At 40.9% G+C, this 21,235-nt stretch carries 23 protein-coding genes; 18 read left to right on the plus strand and 5 right to left on the minus strand.

The window, feature by feature from the left end:
* Positions 1-115 precede the first annotated feature (115 nt).
* On the minus strand, positions 116-628 hold the full coding sequence (locus LQ216_RS03120) for an antibiotic biosynthesis monooxygenase (RefSeq protein WP_230126654.1): 513 nt from the start codon (positions 626-628) through the stop codon (positions 116-118).
* Positions 629-1,141: 513 nt separating this feature from the next.
* Between LQ216_RS03120 and hemE the strand changes: the two genes are divergently transcribed.
* The 4 genes from hemE to LQ216_RS03140 all read left to right on the plus strand — a co-directional run bounded on the left by hemE (position 1,142) and on the right by LQ216_RS03140 (position 5,368).
* Entirely contained in the window at positions 1,142-2,182 is a 1,041-nt protein-coding gene (gene hemE / locus LQ216_RS03125) for a uroporphyrinogen decarboxylase (protein WP_230126655.1), read from the plus strand.
* Between the two features lie 85 nt (positions 2,183-2,267).
* Positions 2,268-3,203: a ferrochelatase gene (gene hemH, locus LQ216_RS03130; protein WP_230126656.1), complete on the plus strand. Its 936-nt coding sequence runs from the start codon at positions 2,268-2,270 to the stop codon at positions 3,201-3,203.
* 225 nt (positions 3,204-3,428) lie between these two features.
* A complete protein-coding gene (gene hemY, locus LQ216_RS03135) occupies positions 3,429-4,865 on the plus strand; it encodes a protoporphyrinogen oxidase (RefSeq protein WP_230126657.1) in 1,437 nt (478 codons plus the stop codon).
* Positions 4,866-4,966: 101 nt separating this feature from the next.
* Positions 4,967-5,368, plus strand: a complete 402-nt coding sequence (locus LQ216_RS03140; RefSeq protein WP_230126658.1) for a thioesterase family protein — start codon at positions 4,967-4,969, stop codon at positions 5,366-5,368.
* Positions 5,369-5,532: 164 nt separating this feature from the next.
* On the opposite strand, the gene yhfH is transcribed toward LQ216_RS03140, so the two are convergent.
* Positions 5,533-5,667 (minus strand): protein YhfH, encoded by a 135-nt coding sequence (gene yhfH / locus LQ216_RS03145; protein ID WP_230126659.1) that lies wholly within the window; start codon positions 5,665-5,667, stop codon positions 5,533-5,535.
* Between the two features lie 172 nt (positions 5,668-5,839).
* Between yhfH and LQ216_RS03150 the strand changes: the two genes are divergently transcribed.
* From LQ216_RS03150 to LQ216_RS03160, 3 genes are all read left to right on the plus strand, one after another.
* Complete coding sequence (locus tag LQ216_RS03150; RefSeq protein ID WP_230126660.1) at positions 5,840-6,574, plus strand: MBL fold metallo-hydrolase; 735 nt, start codon at positions 5,840-5,842, stop codon at positions 6,572-6,574.
* A gap of 45 nt (positions 6,575-6,619) precedes the next feature.
* Entirely contained in the window at positions 6,620-7,609 is a 990-nt protein-coding gene (locus LQ216_RS03155) for a lipoate--protein ligase (RefSeq protein ID WP_230126661.1), read from the plus strand.
* Between the two features lie 282 nt (positions 7,610-7,891).
* A complete protein-coding gene (locus LQ216_RS03160) occupies positions 7,892-9,442 on the plus strand; it encodes a fatty acid--CoA ligase family protein (protein ID WP_290369215.1) in 1,551 nt (516 codons plus the stop codon).
* A gap of 25 nt (positions 9,443-9,467) precedes the next feature.
* Here the strand turns inward: LQ216_RS03160 and LQ216_RS03165 are convergent, their stop codons facing one another.
* Positions 9,468-10,463: a cation diffusion facilitator family transporter gene (locus LQ216_RS03165; protein WP_230126662.1), complete on the minus strand. Its 996-nt coding sequence runs from the start codon at positions 10,461-10,463 to the stop codon at positions 9,468-9,470.
* Positions 10,464-10,677: 214 nt separating this feature from the next.
* Here LQ216_RS03165 and LQ216_RS03170 point away from each other — a divergent pair, with 214 nt between their 5' ends.
* From LQ216_RS03170 to LQ216_RS03205, 8 genes are all read left to right on the plus strand, one after another.
* Positions 10,678-11,454 carry an enoyl-CoA hydratase-related protein gene (locus tag LQ216_RS03170; protein WP_230126663.1) on the plus strand — a complete coding sequence of 259 codons (777 nt, stop codon included), beginning with the start codon at positions 10,678-10,680 and terminating at the stop codon, positions 11,452-11,454.
* Between the two features lie 216 nt (positions 11,455-11,670).
* A complete protein-coding gene (locus tag LQ216_RS03175; RefSeq protein WP_230126875.1) occupies positions 11,671-12,213 on the plus strand; it encodes an HD domain-containing protein in 543 nt (180 codons plus the stop codon).
* A gap of 290 nt (positions 12,214-12,503) precedes the next feature.
* Positions 12,504-13,235: an AzlC family ABC transporter permease gene (locus LQ216_RS03180; protein WP_230126664.1), complete on the plus strand. Its 732-nt coding sequence runs from the start codon at positions 12,504-12,506 to the stop codon at positions 13,233-13,235.
* Positions 13,228-13,533, plus strand: coding sequence for an AzlD domain-containing protein (locus tag LQ216_RS03185; RefSeq protein WP_230126665.1), 306 nt, complete (start codon positions 13,228-13,230; stop codon positions 13,531-13,533). The genes LQ216_RS03180 and LQ216_RS03185 overlap by 8 nt, the downstream gene beginning before the upstream one ends.
* Before the next feature lie 40 nt (positions 13,534-13,573).
* Positions 13,574-13,804, plus strand: coding sequence for a hypothetical protein (locus tag LQ216_RS03190; protein WP_230126666.1), 231 nt, complete (start codon positions 13,574-13,576; stop codon positions 13,802-13,804).
* Between the two features lie 355 nt (positions 13,805-14,159).
* On the plus strand, positions 14,160-14,717 hold the full coding sequence (locus LQ216_RS03195) for an isochorismatase family protein (RefSeq protein WP_230126667.1): 558 nt from the start codon (positions 14,160-14,162) through the stop codon (positions 14,715-14,717).
* Positions 14,718-15,550: 833 nt separating this feature from the next.
* Complete coding sequence (locus LQ216_RS03200) at positions 15,551-16,804, plus strand: M48 family metallopeptidase (RefSeq protein WP_230126668.1); 1,254 nt, start codon at positions 15,551-15,553, stop codon at positions 16,802-16,804.
* A 268-nt stretch (positions 16,805-17,072) separates the two neighbouring features.
* A complete protein-coding gene (locus LQ216_RS03205) occupies positions 17,073-17,882 on the plus strand; it encodes a YitT family protein (RefSeq protein WP_230126669.1) in 810 nt (269 codons plus the stop codon).
* 74 nt (positions 17,883-17,956) lie between these two features.
* Here LQ216_RS03205 and LQ216_RS03210 read toward each other — a convergent pair whose 3' ends face one another.
* Positions 17,957-18,193, minus strand: coding sequence for an IDEAL domain-containing protein (locus LQ216_RS03210; protein ID WP_230126670.1), 237 nt, complete (start codon positions 18,191-18,193; stop codon positions 17,957-17,959).
* A 329-nt stretch (positions 18,194-18,522) separates the two neighbouring features.
* Here LQ216_RS03210 and LQ216_RS03215 point away from each other — a divergent pair, with 329 nt between their 5' ends.
* Complete coding sequence (locus tag LQ216_RS03215) at positions 18,523-19,098, plus strand: competence protein ComK (RefSeq protein WP_230126671.1); 576 nt, start codon at positions 18,523-18,525, stop codon at positions 19,096-19,098.
* A 58-nt stretch (positions 19,099-19,156) separates the two neighbouring features.
* Here LQ216_RS03215 and LQ216_RS03220 read toward each other — a convergent pair whose 3' ends face one another.
* Positions 19,157-19,543: a hypothetical protein gene (locus LQ216_RS03220; protein WP_230126672.1), complete on the minus strand. Its 387-nt coding sequence runs from the start codon at positions 19,541-19,543 to the stop codon at positions 19,157-19,159.
* Between the two features lie 310 nt (positions 19,544-19,853).
* Between LQ216_RS03220 and LQ216_RS03225 the strand changes: the two genes are divergently transcribed.
* Both LQ216_RS03225 and lepB read left to right on the plus strand, forming a co-directional pair.
* Positions 19,854-20,465, plus strand: a complete 612-nt coding sequence (locus LQ216_RS03225) for a TVP38/TMEM64 family protein (RefSeq protein ID WP_230126673.1) — start codon at positions 19,854-19,856, stop codon at positions 20,463-20,465.
* Between the two features lie 45 nt (positions 20,466-20,510).
* Positions 20,511-21,071 (plus strand): signal peptidase I, encoded by a 561-nt coding sequence (gene lepB / locus LQ216_RS03230; protein ID WP_230126674.1) that lies wholly within the window; start codon positions 20,511-20,513, stop codon positions 21,069-21,071.
* Positions 21,072-21,235 lie beyond the last annotated feature (164 nt).

Here is a 21,235-nt window from a genome sequence, read left to right on the forward strand (position 1 = left end):
AATGCCCACTCTTATTACAGAATATGACGGCTGCCAGAGTTTAGTGAGAAGAAGGAAGAGAAAAAATAAGCGGCTCATTCAGTTGAAAGAATGAGCCGCTTATTTCTTGAATATTTTATTTTTCTTCGTCAGCAGACAAGGAATACTGTGTGATATAGGAGGAGCCTGAGAAGATTTTTTTGTTGAAATCTACGTTTTCACTGGCCGGTTTTTTGTGAGCCTCTTGAAAGGAACTGGAGGTTTGCCAGTTTTTAAAGGCTATTTGGCTTTCCCACTGCGTGAAAATCACATAGGTGTCAGAATTTATCGGACGAAGCACGCGGACGGCAATGAAACCGGGTTCCTTTTCGATTAAACCCACCCTGTTTTTAAAACGGAATTCGAATGCTGGGCGATCTTCATCTGTAACAGGAATGTTATTCATGACAACAAAGCCTTCCTCTTGGATTTCTCCTTTTGAATCGATGACTTCAAATTTGCGCGGGGAATTAAAAACGGTTTTTTCGTTTGTTTCATGAAGAAGAAGGGAATTCTCGGCATTTTGCATTAAGAACATTTTTTCGTTGGGGTGCTTTTCTTTTTTGATTTTTAAAAACTCACTGGTTCCGGTTGTCAGATAGATATTCATTTTTTCACCTCTTTTATTAAATCTACAATTATATTTTACCCTATATAGTCTTAGTTTTTCCTCTTTTCCGAATAAGGTAAACCAGACTGGATAAAAAACGGCGATTTTTTGACAATTTGCGCTGTTTTCTATACATCTTTAGGAGAAAAGGCTATAGTAAAACAGAATATATTTGAAAAATATGGTCTGCATGCTATCCTATGTAAGGATATAATTATGAATTGGATTTTTTATTTAAAAGAAATTAAAATTTTAAACTTAGAAAGGTGTCTAGCTACAGCGCCTAGCCTCGACGCACAGGACGTGCTAGTGCCGACGTCGCCACAGGACGTGGCGATTTTAGTCGACCAAACCACTGTGGTGGCTGGAGAACTGCCTCCTCGCGGTTCGTCTTATGCTTGTCGGGGGCCCACAGGATGTGGATCAGAACGACGTTGCCACAGGACGTGGCGATCTTAGTCGTTCTTCCATACTGTAAGGCGCCTGCGCTTTTCTTCTGAAAGGTGGATATGAATGTCTAAGGTTTTTAACGATACATTTTTAAAGGCTGCGAGAGGGCAGGCCACTGGCCATGTGCCAGTATGGTATATGCGGCAGGCAGGGAGGTCGCAGCCGGAATACCGCGCTATAAAAGAAAAGTATTCTTTATTTGAGATTACGCACCAGCCGGAACTATGTGCATATGTGACCAGGCTTCCGGTTGAACAATATGATGTCGATGCGGCAATCCTTTATAAAGATATCATGACTCCGCTACCGGCAATCGGCGTTGATGTGGAAATTAAAACAGGGATCGGCCCTGTCATTGACAATCCGATTCGTTCCCTAAGCGATGTGGAGAAACTAGGTGAATTGTCCCCGGAAGAGGATATTCCTTATGTGCTTGAGACGATCAAATTGTTAACGACCGAGCAGTTATCCGTTCCTCTCATCGGTTTTTCCGGGGCCCCGTTCACGATTGCTTCTTATATGATTGAAGGCGGACCGTCGAAAAACTATAACAAAACGAAGGCGTTTATGTATACGGAACCAGAAGCATGGTTTGCGTTGATGGACAAGCTCGGCGATACAGTCATTACATATGTGAAATCACAAATCAAAGCGGGTGCAAAAGCGATCCAGATTTTTGATTCCTGGGTAGGCGCGTTGAATGTGGAGGATTACCGCACGTTTATCAAGCCTGTCATGAATCGGATTTTTTCTTCCTTAAGAGAAGAAAATGTCCCGTTGATAATGTTCGGTGTAGGTGCGAGCCACCTGGCACTTGAATGGAATGACCTTCCGCTCGATGTAGTCGGTCTTGATTGGAGGCTGCCGATTTCTGAGGCGCGCAAAATGGGAATTGACAAAACGGTTCAAGGAAATCTCGACCCTGCCATTTTGTTGTCTTCATGGGATGTAATTGAAGAGAGAGCAAAAAAAATTCTCGATATGGGCATGGAACAACCGGGGTATATTTTCAACCTGGGCCATGGCGTCTTCCCTGAGGTTAACCCGGAGACATTAAAGCGGCTGACTGCTTTCATTCACGAATACTCCGCAAGCAAAAGATAATTTTACCTGAGCGGACTGTTTGCAATAAAACATCCTTCTTATGCACAATAATATAGAAGAAATTCTCCAAACGAGGTGCGAGTTAATGTCAAGAAAGAAAATGGGCCTGCTTGTCATGGCTTATGGTACACCGTATAAAGAAGAAGATATCGAACGTTATTACACACATATCCGTCACGGGAGAAGACCTAGCGACGAGCAGCTACTCGATCTGAGAAACAGATATGAAGCAATCGGTGGGATTTCCCCATTGGCTAAAATAACAAAGAACCAGGCAGAAGAGCTGGAAAAACGCTTGAATGAAATGCAGGATGATATTGAGTTCAAGGCTTATCTTGGATTGAAGCATATTGAGCCGTTCGTCGAAGATGCGGTGAAACAAATGCATGAAGACGGAATTACCGAAGCTGTAAGTATTGTATTGGCTCCGCACTTTTCAACATTCAGTGTCAAGTCTTACAACGGGCGGGCACAAGAAGAAGCTGAGAAATTAGGCGGTCTGCAAATTACTTCGGTTGAAAGCTGGTATGATGAACCAAAATTTATTCAGTACTGGGTCGATCAATTAAAGGAAACGTATGCGAAGATGCCGGAAGCCGAAAGAGAAGATTCCGTCTTGATTGTTTCCGCCCACAGCCTACCGGAAAAAATCCTCCAATCCGGGGATCCGTATCCGAATCAGCTTAAGGAAACAGCCGAAATGATTGTTGAAGGCGCAGGCGTGAAAAACTACGCGATTGGCTGGCAAAGTGCTGGCCAGACACCTGAACCATGGTTGGGACCTGACGTCCAGGACTTGACAAGAGACCTGTACAAGGAAAAAGGATATAAAGCTTTCATTTATATTCCTGTCGGTTTCGTTGCCGAGCATCTGGAAGTGCTTTACGACAATGATTATGAATGCAAAGTGGTTACAGATGAAGTAGGCGCAGCTTATTACCGCCCGGATATGCCCAATGCCAACCCGGCATTTATTGATGCCCTGTCCACAATTGTCCTGAAAAAAATTGATAAACAATAATGTGAAGCCTATGTCAGTGATGAAATGATCTGATATAGGCAAATTTTTATCCCGCTTTAACGGGTAGTAAGACCCCACTTCAAGACTTGGATGGAAAACAAGGATCAGTGGGGGAACACTGCCCGTAAAAGTCCGATTGGTTCAACTAACCATCGGTTGGGGGATGAACTAAACCCCCACCGATGGAAGTTTCACTTTATAAATCAAAAAAGAAGGCGATGAACCGTGAGTCAACCAAAACAGAAGATAGCCGTTATCGGAGGAGGCATCACCGGATTAGCTTCTGCTTTTTACCTTCAGAAGAAAGCCAGGGAAGAAAATCTGCCCTACGATGTAGTATTAATCGAAGCTTCACCCCGTCTAGGCGGAAAAGTGCAAACAGCGGTCCGTGACGGTTTTGTCATTGAGAAGGGACCGGATTCATTCGTTGCCCGAAAGGCGAGTGCATCCCGGCTTGCGAAGGAAATAGGGATGGAAGATAAGCTTGCTTATAATACTGCCGGTAAATCATATGTCCTTGTAAAAGGTCACCTTCACCCAATGCCTGGAGGTTCGATTATGGGGATCCCGACTGAGATAGGCCCTTTTGTAACAACCGGTCTATTTAGCCCATTTGGCAAATTTAGGGCAGCTGCTGATTTTGTCCTTCCGCGTTCTGATAAAAAAGGAGACCAGTCACTCGGTGAATTCTTCCGCCGCCGTCTTGGCAATGAAGTGCTGGAAAACTTAATCGAGCCTTTGTTGTCCGGAATATATGCCGGTGATATCGACCGATTAAGTCTGATGTCGACATTCCCGCAATTTTATCAGGTAGAACAGGAGCATCGCAGTTTAATTGTCGGAATGAAGAAGACAACGCCGAAAGCACCAAAAAATGCATCGAAAAAAGGTAATTTCCTGACCTTTACTACCGGCCTTCAATCTTTCATAGATGCGATTGAACAGCATTTAGTCCCAGGGTCAGTCTTAAAAGGGGTTCGTGTCGAGGATATTGTTCATGAAGGTAAGCAGTATAAACTTGATTTAAACAACGGGGAAGTAATCTACACCGATGCTATCATCGCTTCTGCCCCACATCAAGCGATTTCCGCAATGTTCTCACGCTATCCGTTTTTTGCACCGCTTAAAGAAATGTCAGCAACGAGCGTCGCTACCGTGGCGATGGCGTTTGAAGCTTCAGCCATCAAACAGGATATTGATGGCACGGGCTTTGTCGTTTCGCGAAACAGTGACTATACGATTACAGCCTGTACATGGACGCATAAAAAGTGGCCGCATTCCACACCTGATGGTAAGGTTTTACTTCGTTGCTATGTCGGACGTGCCGGTGATGAAACGATCGTCGATTTGTCGGATGAGGAAATTATCAAAATCGTTCTCGAAGACTTAAACAAGACCATGTCGATTACCGACAGGCCTGATTTCTCTATCGTCACACGCTGGAAAGATTCCATGCCGCAATATACAGTGGGACATAAGCAGCGAATCGAGAGCGTGAAAAATGATGTCATGAAAGAATTGCCCGGGGTATTTCTGGCAGGTGGTTCATTTGAAGGAATTGGGCTGCCTGACTGTATTGACCAAGCTGAAAGAGCTGTAGAAGACGTTGTTCAATTCCTGAAAAAAAATCAAATCTTACGCGAAAAAGAAACTGTCCAATGATTTTTGGGCAGTTTTTTTCCATATTAGAACGAAAAAGGAAATTATTATATAATGTAATTAAGTACTAAAAAGTGGATTGAATAAAGACTGGGGGAATGATCATGTTTTTAACAACCATTCAGCCGCGCATTTCAGAAACAGACGGTGCGGGACATATCAATAATACTACGATTCCAATTTGGTTCGAGGCAGGCCGCGATGAAATTTTCAAGCTATTTACTCCGAGCATGCAATTTAAAGATTGGAAGCTGCTTCTCGTCAATATGAATATTGATTTCACACATGAAATTTTTTATGGTAGGGAAGTTATGGTTAAAACATGGATTGAACGCCTCGGAAATTCCAGCTTTACGATTAAAGAAGAAATTTATCAGGATGACATTTTGTGCGCAAAGGGATCTTCGGCATATGTCAATTATAACTTTCAACTTAAAAATTCAGAACGAATCCCGGATTACATACGTGAACAATTAAAAGGCCACTTAGAAATAATTGAAACTTAAGTCTATTCTTCTCTGAACATAGATTAGTAAAATAATTGATAAAAAAAGACCAGTCGCTCATTCAAGCGGCTGGTTTTTGAATGGATGCGCTTGTGAGATAAGGAACGCATCTTATGGAAGCATCTGCTTTTATGAAAAGCAGAAGGTGAACACGGTATTAAAAATTAATTGACTGATGAATGGAGGCAATGATCGCACTTGCTGCCATAACATTCGTGCTGTTCTTCGATTTTGTGGCCACACTCTGAACATTGCTTGGCCGGTAAGTTCTTGAAAAATTCAACACTGCTTTGAATCATATTAATCAACCTCCATTAAATTTTCTGAATATTATTAACTTAATTTCATTGTATTATAACAGATAATTTTTGTCAACATATGTTTTATAACAAATTTCAAAAAGATGAAATAATGATTACAATGATTTATGCTATGAGTAACTGATTGATACTGTATAAGGAGAGTGTAAGTATGAAGATAACGGTGATTGGGTGCTGGGGAGGATATCCGGCGAAGAATGAGGCAAGCTCCGGCTATTTAATCGAATATGAGAATTATCGGATCCTCCTGGACTGTGGCAGCGGAGTACTTTCACAGCTACAAAACCATATGAAACCGGAAGAATTGGATGCAGTTGTCTTAACGCATTACCATCCAGATCATGTAGCAGATATCGGTGTGCTGCAGCATGCTGTATTAATACAGAGCATACTCAATGGCTCGAAGACAAACATTCCGATCTATGGTCATACAATGGATGTGGCCGAGTTTGAAAAGCTTACTTATAAGGACATTACCCATGGAATGGCTTATTCGGAAGATGAACCCCTGCAAATCGGACCACTTACATTAACCTTTCTACGTACCAAGCATCCTGTTCCTTGTTTTGCGATGAGAATTGAAGCGGGAGGACAAGTTATTGTCTATACCGGAGACAGTGCCTATATGGAAGAACTTGCCGACTTCGCAAGTAATGCTAATGTGTTGCTGTGCGAGAGTAATTTTTATGGCGATATGGACGGTTCCGGCCCTGGGCATATGACCGGAAGAGAGGCTGGGAAAATAGCTGAAAAAGCGGATGTGCAGCTTTTACTCCTGACCCATCTTCCTCATTATGGTGATCATACACAGCTGAAAAAGGAAGCAGGGGAAAGCTTTAAGCGCGAAATTGCCGTCGCAAGGAACGCAATGGAGTTTCAGTTATAGAAAATTTGTGTTAAACCGGAAAGCGATTATAGGAGGAACGTTAACATGTTATTTATCGATAACAAAGGAATTACAGACCCGCAGATTAATCTGGCAATCGAAGAATATGCGTTGAAAAACCTGGACATTAATGAAACGTATTTATTATTTTATATAAATGAACCATCTATTATTATCGGGAAAAATCAAAACACGGTTGAAGAAATCAATACCGATTATGTAGAGCAGAACGGCATTAAGGTTGTCCGCCGCCTTTCCGGTGGTGGTGCTGTATACCATGACACAGGTAATCTTAATTTCAGCTTTATCACTAAGGATGATGGGGAGAGCTTTCATAACTTTCAGAAGTTCACCGAACCGGTTATCAAGGCGCTTAAAAAGCTTGGCGTAAACGCAGAACTGAGCGGCCGGAATGATATTTTGGCAGAAGGAAAGAAGATTTCCGGAAACGCACAATTTTCAACAAAAGGCCGGATGTTCAGCCACGGAACGCTGCTGTTCAATTCAGAAATGGAGCACGTAGTTTCTGCATTGAAGGTCAGAAAGGATAAGATTGAATCAAAAGGAATTAAGTCCATTAGAAGCCGAGTGACGAATATATCAGAATTTCTTAAAGAGCCGCTGATTATCGAGCAATTTAGGTCGCTGCTTTTGAGAAACATTTTTGAAGATAACGAAGAGATCCCGGAATATGTTCTCACAGAACAAGATTGGGTGAATATTCATCAGCTTTCAAAAGAGAGATATCAAAACTGGGACTGGAACTATGGAAAATCGCCGAAATTCAACCTCCAGCATTCGCATCGATTCCCTGTTGGATCGATTGATATCCGTCTTGAAGTAAACAAGGGCACCATCGAAAATTGTAAAATCTACGGTGATTTCTTTGGGGTCGGGGATGTAAATGATATCGAGGAAAAACTAAAAGGCATTCGTTATGAAAAAGAATCGATTGAAAAAACGCTTGCAAATGTGGATGTTAAACATTATTTTGGTGATGTAACAAAAGAAGAAATAGTTGGATTGATTTATTAAAAGAGGCCGCCTGTTTTGACAACAGGCGGTTAATTTATATTTGGAATTTAAATCTGTGTTCGATTATGGGGTTTTCTGTTCGTTGATTTGAAATTGTGCTCGATTATGGGGATTTTCTGCTCGATAAATGAAATTTGTGCTTGAAATCCAGAGTTTTTTCAACAACTTAGTCACAAAATGTTGCTACCTTTATTTTCTTTTAATATAATATATTTTGAATATTGTAATTTAGAAAATGAATGATTACTCATTCATAAAATTCAATAGGGGAGGTAGGAATGTTTGAATATTACAGAACAACTTCATGAAACAGCAGTGAGAATTGCTGGAAAACCAGCTTATTACTTCATGGACCAGGCAACATCTTATGGGGAATTGGATGGGGCGGTCACAAAGTTTGCAGATGGCTTACATAAGCTTGGTGTTTCAAAAGGGGATCACGTTGCATTGCTTTTAGGAAATTCACCGCATTTCATCATTGGGATGTATGGGGCTTTAAGAGCAGGTGCCACCGTTATACCGGTCAATCCGATTTATACTCCAGACGAAATTGGTTATATCCTGAATAATGGCGATGTAAAGGTGGTCATCGCATTGGATCTTCTGGTTCCGCTGTTAGAAAAATTGAATCCGATGCTGCCGAGCGTCGAGCATATGGTGATTTGCGAGACGCAGCAGGAAAAAGGCGAAGCGGATATCAGCAAGCTTTCTATTTATCCCAAAATGAAATCGTTTACAAGTATGGTTGCTACCGGAGACTTGAGTTTTACCGGTCCGGCTGTTGATGAAGAAGATACCGCGGTCATCCTGTATACCTCTGGAACAACCGGAAAACCAAAAGGGGCCATGCTGACACATAAAAATCTTTATTCTAATGCAAATGATGTTGGCGATTATTTAAAAATCACAGAAGATGACCGCGTTGTCACGACATTGCCAATGTTTCATGTGTTCTGTTTGACAGTTGTATTTAACGCACCTCTCATGAGGGGAGGTACATTGATTGTCGTTCCTAAATTCAGCCCCCAAGAGATTTTCAGGCTTGTGAAAAAATATGAAGCGACGGTGTTTGCGGGGGTACCGACCATGTATAACTTCCTCCAGCAATTCCCTGATGGAAATCCGGAAGACTTTAAGTCACTAAGACTATCTATTTCAGGAGGCGCATCACTTCCAGTTGCGTTATTGAAAGCGTTCGAGCAAAAATTCAATGTGTTTGTTTCAGAAGGGTACGGTTTATCTGAAGCATCCCCTGTAACAACCTTTAATCCACTTGACCGCCCACGAAAACCAGGTTCAATCGGGAGGAACATTCAAAACGTCGAGAACAAAGTTGTTAATGAAATGGGCGAAGAGGTTCCGATTAATGAGGTTGGTGAACTGATTGTCAAAGGGCCGAATGTAATGAAGGGGTATTATAAGCTTCCTGAAGAAACAGCTGCGACGTTGAAAAACGGCTGGCTTTACACTGGTGATTTAGCACGAATGGATGAAGAAGGCTATTTCTACATCGTCGACCGCAAAAAAGAATTGATTATTGTAGGCGGTTACAATGTCTACCCTCGTGAAGTGGAAGAAGTATTATTTGCTCATCCGGATATTGTGGAAGCTGCTGTAATTGGCGTGCCTGATCCGAATCAGGGAGAAGTGGTACAAGCATTTGCCGTGAAAAAAAACGACGCGCTTACTGAAGCGGATTTGCTGACTTATTGTCGGGATCATCTTGCAAAATACAAAGTGCCGAAGAGCATTGAGTTCATAGACGAGCTACCGAAAAATACAACAGGTAAAATTTTAAGGCGTTCACTAAAAGCTCAAGTGCTCCAGAATTAAACAATTCATTCAAAAGGCGGGAGACTCATTCTCTCGCCTTTTTTTCTTCGGTAAATTGTTGATCTTTAACAGAGCTCCACTTCGTTACTCCGTCATCTTCATCGAATTCAATCGTCACCTCGGTAACACCTTTTTCAGCCATAATCCTTTCTTCCAGCCTGTCTTTTATGTTATCCGCTTCGGCGATGGTCAAGTTCGGGTCTATTTCAATCTCTAATTCAACATGAAGGTCCTCTCCTTCTTTTAATACGGTTACCATCTGGATGTCCTTTACTCCCGAATCTTTCATCGCTATGTCGCCGATTTTTTGTTCCATATATTCATCCGCTTCTCCAAGGACACCCGCTGCATTATCAAGGAATACCTTACCGACTACAAAAAACATCATGACTCCGATTAAGATGGAGGCGATCCCTTCTGCCTCATGGAAGGGGGTGAATTTAGAAATGATAATGGCCATTATGGCGAGAAGCCCTCCAAGTGTTGCGACGATATCCTCCAAGAATACGAGTTTGGTAGCGGGTTTTCCTTTTTTAAAGCTGGCAAAACTTTTAGGAATGATTTCAAGTCCTTTGGCTTCAACTCCGGCATCATGAAGAAGCTCTTTCATCGCCTTATAGAGGACAAATGCTTCTAAGATTACTGCTGTCCCTAAGACCAACACATTGAGAAGGAATCCCTCAGATTCTACCGGATGAATGATGTGATGGTATCCTTCGATAATCGTCTCATAGGACATGATGCCGACAATCAATACAGCACCGAGGAGTACAAGATGCACTAAACGTCCGAAACCACCCGGAAAGCGATCAGTTGGTGCCTTTTTGCTCAAGGCAGAACCGGTAAAAACAAAAAATTGGTTAGCTGAATCTCCTATACTATGCATTGTTTCCGCAAACATGGCTACATTGCCCGTCAATACATAGGTGCCTCCCTTTATTACAGCAATCACGGCATTCACTAAGGCAGCTATCAAGGCCGACTTATTCCCTTGTTTTAACAAGACTAATAGATCCTTCAAAAGACTCCCCCCTTAATTGTTTTGATTAAGTCTTATATTCCCTTGTTGAATGCAGAAAAACCTCAAAAGACTACGAAACAAAGTTTATACGTTCCTTAGGATAAAGATTTATAAACTGAGGGAATTTTGCGTTTTGTGGCTTACACTTTACTGAAAACGGGAAAAGACTCAGTAAAGTAAGACAGCAAGAAAAAATTGGAAGGAAGTGGTAACCATGCCCTCCATCTTATATGAAGTACGTTCAAAAATCGCATATGTCACGCTCAATCGCGAGGAGGCATTAAACTCACTAAACTCCACAACTATTGAGCGACTCAGTAATGTTGTGAGAGATATTTCAATTAACCCACAGGTGAGTGTGGTCATTATAAGCGGTAGTGGAGATAGGGCTTTTTGTGCAGGGGCAGATATTAAGGATCCTGATTTTCAATCACCATCAAAGTTAGTACAAGCGTCAAGGAAGCTTGGCGAGTTGTTCGATGCCATTGAAGACTTGCCTCAGCCAACGATTGCGGCGATAAATGGGTATGCATTTGGGGCGGGGTTTGAATTGGCGTTGGCCTGTGACCTGCGTATAATCGTGGACCAAACGCTGCTTGGGCTTCCGGAAACAAAGCTCGGCTTAATACCTGGAGCCGGAGGAACCCAGAGACTGCCGCGGCTGATCGGAGAGTCACGGGCCTTGGAATTGATATTGTCAGCTAAAAGAATCACTTCATTGGAGGCTTATCAGTACGGGATTGTGACTAAAGTTGTTTCCAATAATGAGCTTGAGGAAGAGGCTTTTCACCTTGCGTATCTAATTTTGGATAACGCACCAATCGCCGTGCAACAAGCAAAGTTTGTTGTGAAACATGGGATGAAGACAGATCTTCGGACTGGTTTAAAGTTAGAGAAACTCGGATTTATAAAAACAGTTACGACTGAAGATAGAGAGAAAGGCTTAGCAGCATTTTTTGAGAAAACACCACCGGAATTCACCGGTCATTAAATCCGGGCAGTTTGGATAAAATAGTTGTACCTAACAAAAGACTCCTTTACCGGAGTTTTTTTGCAGCCAAGTATTGCATAAAACTTTCTTACTTGCATAAGGGCCACTACGGTTAATCTCCTCCTTACAATCGCGAATCAGCAAATTTTCTTTATTGATATGCGCATATTTTCAAGGTATCATATTTGGAAAAATATTTATTAGAGGAGAGATATGATGAGAGATGTTAGCTTGCTGGAGATTTTTAGACATCACATCACCCAAAAATATTTGAACCGATCCGGGATGGCCCACGCGCTGGCCGTTTCTTATCATGCCTTTAACATGGCAAAAGCACAGGGAGAGGATGTTGATATTGCCGCAAAAGCGGGACTGCTTCATGATATGGGGCATTTCACCTGGTATCGGAACGGCAAATGGGATTACGATCTTTATAAACAGAATGACATCCATGCAATCAAAGGTGCCGAAAGAGCCCACAAGCTCTTAATCCGCCTTGGAGAAAATCCGGTTAAAGCAAAAACGATTTCGCTTGCAATTTTGTTTCATACCGATTCTTTTCTTCCGACGAATGATATTGTTCGCACAAAGCTGCAGCAAATCGTAAAATGGGCCGATGAAAAGGATGAGGAAGAGGGCGGCCTGCATCATTATCGCAAGATCGATTTTGAAAGAGCGGAACAAAGCATCATCCGCCTTGATGAAAGGATCGATGAGGAAGAACAGAAAAAGCAGATCGACGAAGGAACCCCCACATAAACCATTATGATAACATGATGGTTACTATGTGCAGATAGTAAATGATGAACTTTTCCTATCTGCCTGTACAATGATGCTTAATGCCTCTAAAAAAGACTCGCCAATCGGAAAGTTTTGATCATCCCCTTTTAGAGAATCTTCTTTTCCCTGACAACCACACCAAGCTCTTCATTTACCTATTAACAATCCATAAGTTAAATTAAATTCTTTCGTATTTTGAAAAATTAGTTGAAAAAATGTCAGTATTTTAAGAAAATATAAGGAACGATGATTTAAAGGGGGAAAGAACGGTGGCAGTCACAGCATTAGAAGGAGAGGCTCCGCAATTCAAGCAGGGCCTTCAGGCGGGAATCAGCATTGCCATAGGTTATGCCCCTATCGCTTTGACATATGGACTTTTGGCGAAAACAACCGGTTTGACGATGACTGAAACCGTATTAATGAGCCTCATTGTATTTGCCGGAGCCTCGCAGTACATAGCACTGAATTTATTGGCACTGGGAACAGGTGCCTTTGAAATTATTCTTGCAACATTTATTGTGAATATCCGTCATTTTTTAATGTCTACGGCTCTTAATGAAAAGAGTGACGAAGAAGATAGCCTCCTGAAAAAGGCGGCATATGCATTTGGTTTAACCGATGAAACGTTTTCGGTTGCGGCAACAAGGCCGGATACGGTGACGGCGGGTTATATGTTCGGTTTGATATTGATGGCCTACTCGAGCTGGGTCATCTGCTCGGGACTTGGGCACCTCTTTGGGGCGGGTTTGCCTCAGACCCTTCAGGAAAGTATGTCCGTCGCTTTATATGCCATGTTTATCGGATTGCTTGCACCGTCGATGAAGGGTGCGAAGAAGGTTGTTTATCTGGCTGCCGTAGCAGCTTGCTTTAATAGTGTTTTTACGTTTACGGAAGCGATGAGCAGCGGCTGGTCAATCGTACTATCGACATTGATATCATCATTCTTAATTGAATTAATCGGATATACGAAGCAGAAGAAAGGGGGCCGCAGCGTTGGATAGTACAGTCATTTGGATCATCATTGGCATGGCAGTGGTAACCTATATTCCCCGGCTGCTTCCTTTTGTCTTATTTAAAGGGAAGGAAATGCCGCCTTTTTTACAAGGGGTTTTGAAAAATATTCCTCACGCCACACTGGGTGCACTGATTTTTCCCGGCATTTTGCTGATCCAGGAGGATATCACGTATGGCTTGATAGGGGCAGCGGCCGCTTTTCTGATTGCCTTTTTAGGTGCTAATGTCATTGTTGTAGTTCTTGGAGCGATAGCTGTATTGAGCGTTTATACAATGTTTGTCTAGTATTTTTAAACCATTTTATAGTGAACCAGAGGTGTAGCAAATGGATGCGAATAAAAGAATGGCTCCGAACGAATGGGGATGGCTTGGATCTTCTAAATGGGTTGTCCGATCATTACGGAATTTTGATAAGCAAATCACGAATGAGTTTGTAGAAGCATTTGATCATTTTTATAAAACGGGCAATAAAAACAAGATCGTTAAATTTACAGATCAAGTATTATCATCGTATGGCGGTCGCTTATTTAACGGATTTTTACTGGGGGAAAAATAACACATATTCCCCGGTATTTTGCTGATCCAGGGGGATCTCACTTATGTCTTGATAGGGGCAGATAGCTGTATTGTGTGTTTATACTATTTTTATGCTGCTCTAAGTTGAAAAGTATATATTGAGTGACAATAAAGTCCTTTAAATCATAATAAAGTTGTTTAAAAACGTCAGTCATGTATTCCTTTTGTGGAATAACAAAAGGAAAAAAGTTACATAGGATACTAGGTTGAAAAAGAGATTTTTATGGTTATAACAAAATAAGTTCAAAAGTTAAAGGGGGCGTTATTATGAAGAATAAAATGGAAGAAAAGTTTGGGGGCCAGGGTAAAATTTATAATGAAAAGGAGTTTTTATATTGAAACAAGCTTTACTTATAATTGATGTACAACAAGAATTAGTGGATGGCAACAATGAAGAAAAAAGTGTGTTTAATAAAGAAGCATTGTTAGATCACGTTAATTTGGTAATTAATCAAGCACTAGAATCACATGCTTTAATCGTCTTTATAAGGGATAAAGATGTTGCTGACGGCAAAGGTCAAGGATTCCAAATACACCCAAACGTAAAAGTGCCTGCCACAGCAACAATCTTTGATAAAGCGGCTACAAATTCGTTTTATGGAACGCCATTAATGGGCTTTTTAAAGGACAACGAGATTGAACATCTTGTTATCATGGGATGTAAAACAGAACACTGTATTGACACGGCGGTTAGAACTGCAACAGTTAATCATTTTGATGTTACTTTAGTTGAGGATGGGCATTCGACGACAGATTCTTCAACCTTATCGGCCGAAAAGATAATAAATCATCACAATGAAATACTTCATGGTCATTACAATGTTGACCATTTTTCCGTTGTTCGGACTACTCAAGAAGATTTGTTTCAACCGATTCATGACAATTACCGATAAATGATTTTTACAGTTTTTTAAAGATATGAAGCATATACAGCGACCCAACTTCCAGGCTTCGAAGATGAAAATGACGGAATATTAAAATCTCAGGTTTTTTTAGAATCTAAATGTTCTTTGTTGATTTCCGTAGATATTATACTCTCGTCGATTCACATGCTCATAGTATGCTAAAAACAAACTTCGGTTGCAGTAAGGTGGTATGAGTATATCCAAAAATTTTGGCTCAAGGGATTTCATATTATTCCAATGGACGGAATTTACGATAAACTCGTTCTGCTTGTCGTTGCTATAGTCATTATTTAATAAAAAAAAAAGATAAAAAATAGCGTATTTAAGCCTATTTTTCGTCTTTTTTTCCCTTTTCGGGAGTGCCGAGTTTCAGTTCAGTTCCCTCTCCTGGTTCCGAACCATTTTTGCTTTCATCATCTGCGGCCCCGCAACCTGTTAACAAAAACATAAAAAGAATAATACTAACGACCTTCACGTATACCACGGACCAATTTTATTGTAATACGATTTGTCGAGTTAACCATATAGTCTGCAACTTTGTTCTTTCCTGTTTTTAGATCCGCAACCAATTCAAAAGGCCGAGCAACCATGACCAATAATAGATTGCTCTTTTGATTAGATTGTATTTTACTTATATCCACTGTGAAATTAACTATGCCTTTATTGTTAACAGTAATAAAAGGATTTTTCAATGAGATCTGTGTTGCAGGATATCACTCGAAAGCATCCTAGACGTTTTTCTTTTTATTCTTATTTGTCGTTCTAACTTGTCTCTTTTTAACTACAATAAGTAAAGAAGGTTTGTCTAAGGGGGTACAGGTATGGCCAGAAGGTGGGCAAGTGTTGCGGTGATTATGTATTTATTGATTTGCGCTTTGATGTATTGGTTTATTTTTCAGGGTGCTGATCAATCAATCCCGGCAGCGTTGAAGGGGACAGCGGCTGACCCAGCGACATTTTTAAACGCGAGGGAATTAATGCTTACCGAGGAATACTCGGGCATTAAAAACTTTTTATTTTTTGCTTCCACACCATATGAATGGCTGTTTTATTTTTTGATTTTATTATTCGGCTTGTCACGAGCCTTTGAAAATTGGGCGTCTGTATCAAAGCGTAGAGTTCCCCAGACGGCGATTTATCTGTTTTGGTTATCGATTCTTTCATATATCGTCGTCTTTCCGTTTAATTATATAAGCTACAGCCTAAGCAAAAGATACAATATCAGTACGCAAAGCTTTACCTCGTGGATGAAGGAGGAAGTGATCGATTTTTGGCTTGGCTTTGGGACGATGATTCTCATAGTCTCGGTTTTATACTGGTTGATGAAAAAGAGTACAAAAAAATGGTGGCTGTATGCGTGGCTGCTGTCGGTTCCGTTCTCCCTGTTCATGATGTTTGTCCAGCCCGTTTTGATTGATCCACTATATAATGATTTTTATCCGCTTAAAAATAAGGAACTGGAAACGAAAATTCTTGAGATCGCCTCCAGAGCAGATATCCCCGCTGACCATGTATACGAAGTAAATATGGCAGAAAAAACAAATTCACTGAATGCCTATGTAACCGGAATTGGTTCCAATTCGCGAATCGTGTTATGGGATACCACCCTGAACAAACTGGAAGACAATGAAATTCTGTTTATAATGGCCCATGAAATGGCCCACTATGTGGAAAAGCATATTTATATCGGTATCGCCGGATATTTAATACTCTCCTTGGTTGGCCTGTGGTTGACGGCGAGATTAATGGATTACATCGTCAGGCGCTGGGGAAAGGTATTGAAAATCCCGTCAGTCAGCAGCATCAGTTCATTGCCGCTGTTCCTGCTAATAACAGCTGTGCTTCTATTTACATCCAGCCCGCTTTCGAACTACTTATCCCGCTATCAGGAATCGCGCGCCGACAAATATGCGATTGAAATGACAGGGGACAGGGAAGCCGCAATCAGCAGCTTCCAGGAACTGACCAGATCCGGGCTGAGCGAGGTAAATCCTCCGCTGATCGTGAAATGGTTTAGGTACTCACACCCGACCATGCTTGAGCGGATTTCAACGATAGAAAACCATGGAAAGTAACTTGAACCGTCAGGTGAGTATGGATAATAAACCCTACAGCTTGGATAATAAAATCTGGGTTTGGATAATAAACAGGATGATTAGGATAATAAAAATAGGCCAGTTGGATAATAAAACAAAAATACGCCTGGGTGACTCAACCAAGGCGTTTTTTTATGTAAATTAGGGATTGGGTTTATGTATTATCTGAATAAACAATTACTTTTTTTCTTCGTGAATTCTCTTTTATAATAAATAGAGTTTAAGTTCGTTTCGAAGGAGTTAGTCGATGTACAGAATACTCACGATCATTACGGGCTCCCTCATCGTTGGTGGGGCATACAATTTATTTTTGATCCCTCATAACATTTTGAGCAGTGGATTGAGCGGAATTGCCATCATGTTTGGGATACTGACACCATTAAATACGGGGATTTTGAATTTTCTGTTGAATCTGCCTCTCTTAATCCTCGGGGTATTAAAGCTGGGGAAACAATTCATCAGCTACACGATCTTATCAGTCGTTGTGTTATCGGTCAGCTTATATGTCATACCTGTTCAGGCCATTAGCACAGAACCGATTTTGTCGTCTCTGTTTGGCGGAGTTTTAACCGGTATTGGTATCGGCTTGATTTTCCGGGCGTCGGGTTCATCCGGGGGCTTCGACATCATCGCCATGCTGTTAACGAAAAAAAGGGACTTTCCGCTGGGTGCGCTCATTTCAGCAATGAACGCTGTCGTCGTTGTCTTGTCAGGCTTTGTGTTTAATTGGGATGCGGCTTTGAATACGCTTGTGGGCATTTATGCAACGGGAAAGGTTATCGATACGATCCATACGAATCATATTAAGCTGACCTTGATGATCGTCACAAAGAATGGGGAAGAGATGAAGGCGAAGCTGCTTGCCAATTTATACCGGGGAATTACCATTATGGACGGGGAGGGGGCTTATTCGGGAGAAGGGCGGAAAATCCTCATGACCGTCATCACCCGCTATCAGCTTACCGATGTGAAAACGATGATAAATGAAATAGATCCTGACGCCTTCGTGAACATTACTGAAACAACCGAGGTTATGGGCTCCTTCCACAAGGCGTAGGCTGTTCCGGAAAAAATCCTCCTGATGGTTATCAGGAGGATTTTTGCGATTAGTGGCTTGATCATCAGGTTATTTTAAGTGCCGAACATTTTGTTAACTTCATTCCATTCATTACTTAACAGGACGAATTGTTTCTTATCTTTAGCGTCCAAGGCTTCATCAATCTGCCGCCCTAGCTGTGTCTTTTTATAGGTAAGAACGGACTCGTGGATAATCATGTCAATCAGCAGTTCCTTCAGGTAGACATCTTTTTTACTTTTGTTCATCGCATAAGACTTTACCAGTTCTGAATATGATTTCTCATTTTTCATGAAACCCACCCCTGACACCTTTTTATTATTATATGGGATTTATATATATAAAATCAACGGAATATTTAAAATATTTTTACTATGTTAAATATCTCTGTTGATTTTTGAGTCATTTGCACCCTAATCGTTTCATGGATGGAGAGTATGAACCAAAAATGAAATATATCAACAATACTTTATAACATAGCCAAATTTTAATGACAGGGTCAGATAAAAAATGACAGGATGTTGGGAAAATTATAAATATTTTGTTTCCTTTGGATATTTTATGGTAGAATGAGGAATAAATTGGAAGATGAAAAGATATTATAGAAAAGGAGATCCCTTATATGAAGGATGAGAAACCGCATTTAATTGAAGAATATGAAATTACTCCTTACACCCTATTAATTAGCCCTATAACGTATGGCAGTAAAACGTATTCGCATATTGTTGAGCTTGAAGATGAATACATATCCCCTTTTAAGCCTATCGACATCATTAAAAAAAGCTGTCATTATTTCGGGGTCAGTTATGAAGGCAGGAAAGAGGGAACCCGGCAGCTGATCGGCGTTACACATAAGGCACCGATTGCGATTAACCCTACAAGCTCCATGTTTTTCTTTCCCACAACTTCTCCTTTGCGTCCCCATTGCATATGGGTCTCACTAGAACATATTGAAAGATTCAGCCGAGTGGATATGTCCCAGACATCTGTTACATTCAAAAATCATCAGCAGATGGATTTGCCTATTTCAACAAGCTCTTTTGAAAATCAATACATGAGGACCGTTTTCCTGAAAGACAAGCTAATTCAAAGAATTGAAGAAACAGAACGCAAATACTATTATCTGCATGCGAATACACTCCAACCAAAAACATCTGAGAAATCACTAAAATATAAAAAATACAGAGAAGATCACTAATGATCTGTAAGGGGGCCCTCATGGCCCTCATACGGTCATTAATCTATTGCCTTTCTCATCAGAGAAGGGCATTTTGTGTTTCATCAGGGATCAGTCTTTTATATAAAAAATACTCTAGCAGTTCCACCACCCGGTTGCGCAGCCGCAGATTGAAGTAATTGTGGCGTTCCTCGTACCCCTTGTAAATGAAACAGTAAACAGTAAATGTGTCATCCCGCTTCAGTTTACTCACTTTTATATTTTCCTGGCGTAAATATTTCCTTACATTGACCAGTTCTCTTTGGACTGTCTTAAGGGCATCCTCAATCATGTCCAGATAAGGCTGGGGCAATTTTAACGGACTTTTTTCAATAATCGTTCTGTCCCGGTTTAAGATAGTGATGACCATCGGAAGATAGATGGATTGTTCGATTATGCTGCAGTCCTGCTCGGGAATGCGGGTCATGGGCAATTCCTCCTTTCTAAATGAGAATTCTAATAATTATATGTATGAGTTTTTGAATAAAATAGGAACATTTGTTCTATAATAATTAAAAAATTCCTTAGGTGCAAGTCTGTTTCGTGAATTTCCATAAAAAAGATTATGATTGTGTGTAAAAGGGAAATGATTATATATAGCTTTTCTGTAGAAAAGAAGATTAATGCTTGTATTTTCAAGGTAACGTGATATATCTAATAATTAACGGTATTGACTAAGATAAGAGCATTTACCGTTTTCTTTATATGTATAAGACAGCCTGCCTAAGGAGATTATTATGGATTTTGACGCATTACGAGAATGGTTTACGCTTGAGAATATATTGGAGCTTATCCAGCAATACCGGTCTTTTGGACCCATTCCTGGCATATTGTTGCCTATGCTTGAAGCATTTCTGCCTTTCTTGCCGCTCGTCGTTTTTGTTTTGGCAAATGCCAGTGCTTTCGGCCTATGGTTTGGATTTTTGTTTTCGTGGATTGGAGCGGTAAGCGGCTCGATGATTGTTTTCTTTATTTTTCGCAAATACGGAAAAAAGCGGATGCTCAAATTCCTGCACAAGCATAAACAGGTTCAAAAGCTGATGAATTGGGTTGACCGCCATGGATTCGGACCATTATTTTTGTTGCTGTGTTTTCCATTTACACCCTCGGCAATCGTTAATATTGTAGCCGGGCTTTCAAAAATAAGCCCGTGGCAATATGGGTTAGCTGTTATGGCAGGGAAAATGGTGATGATTTTTACAATCAGCTTTGTCGGCTACGATATTGTTTCCCTGATTAATCAGCCGATAAGAACGGTAATTGTTTTGTTCATTATTTTTATACTCTGGTATGTGGGGAAAAGAATTGAGATAAGATTAAATAAGAGCATGAAAAGAGAGAATGGATAATTATTATCCGATCAACCAGGCTCTTTAGCATTGGAGGCTGAAAGAATGGCAGCTGAGCGAAAAAATCTCTTTCTGGAATGGTCTAAAGCCGGTGTGATTGCTTTTGTGTTATTCATTTTTATCCGAGTCTTTTTCTTTTCCAGCTATGAAGTGGATGGAAAGTCCATGCAGCCCACACTGCAGGATGGAAACAAACTTGTCGTGAATAAGATAGGCTATCAAATCCAGGATATCCGCCGTTTTGATATTATTGTTTTTCATGCAAATGATAGAGAAGACTATGTCAAAAGGGTGATCGGGCTTCCGGGAGATACAATAATTTATAAGGATGATTCGCTGTACGTAAACGGTGTGAACTATCAAGAGCCATACTTAAAACAATTCAAGCCGTTTCCCGGCCAGAATCTCACCGGCGATTTCACGCTTGGAGAATTAACAAATTCTCAAAAAGTACCAGACGGAAAATTGTTCGTCATGGGCGATAACCGGTTCGAGAGCATGGACAGCAGGCACTTCGGATTTATTTCGATCGATGAGGTCGTAGGCAAGGTCGATGTGCGATATTGGCCTTTGGACAAGTTCAATACAAATTTTAGAGGCACTTAACCCGGCTAATAGGCCGGGATTTTTTATGAAAGGAGTGCGAACGTATGATTGCGTTTCGGGTGAGGGAGCAGTAGAATATACCTATGGATATTAATAACAACCTGCCTCTATTAAAAAAATGACACGATTTCTGATATGATAGGATGTAAGGAATTCGTCCGCTA

Source organism: Bacillus sp. CECT 9360 (assembly GCF_918741275.1).
GTDB lineage: Bacteria > Bacillota > Bacilli > Bacillales > DSM-1321 > Peribacillus.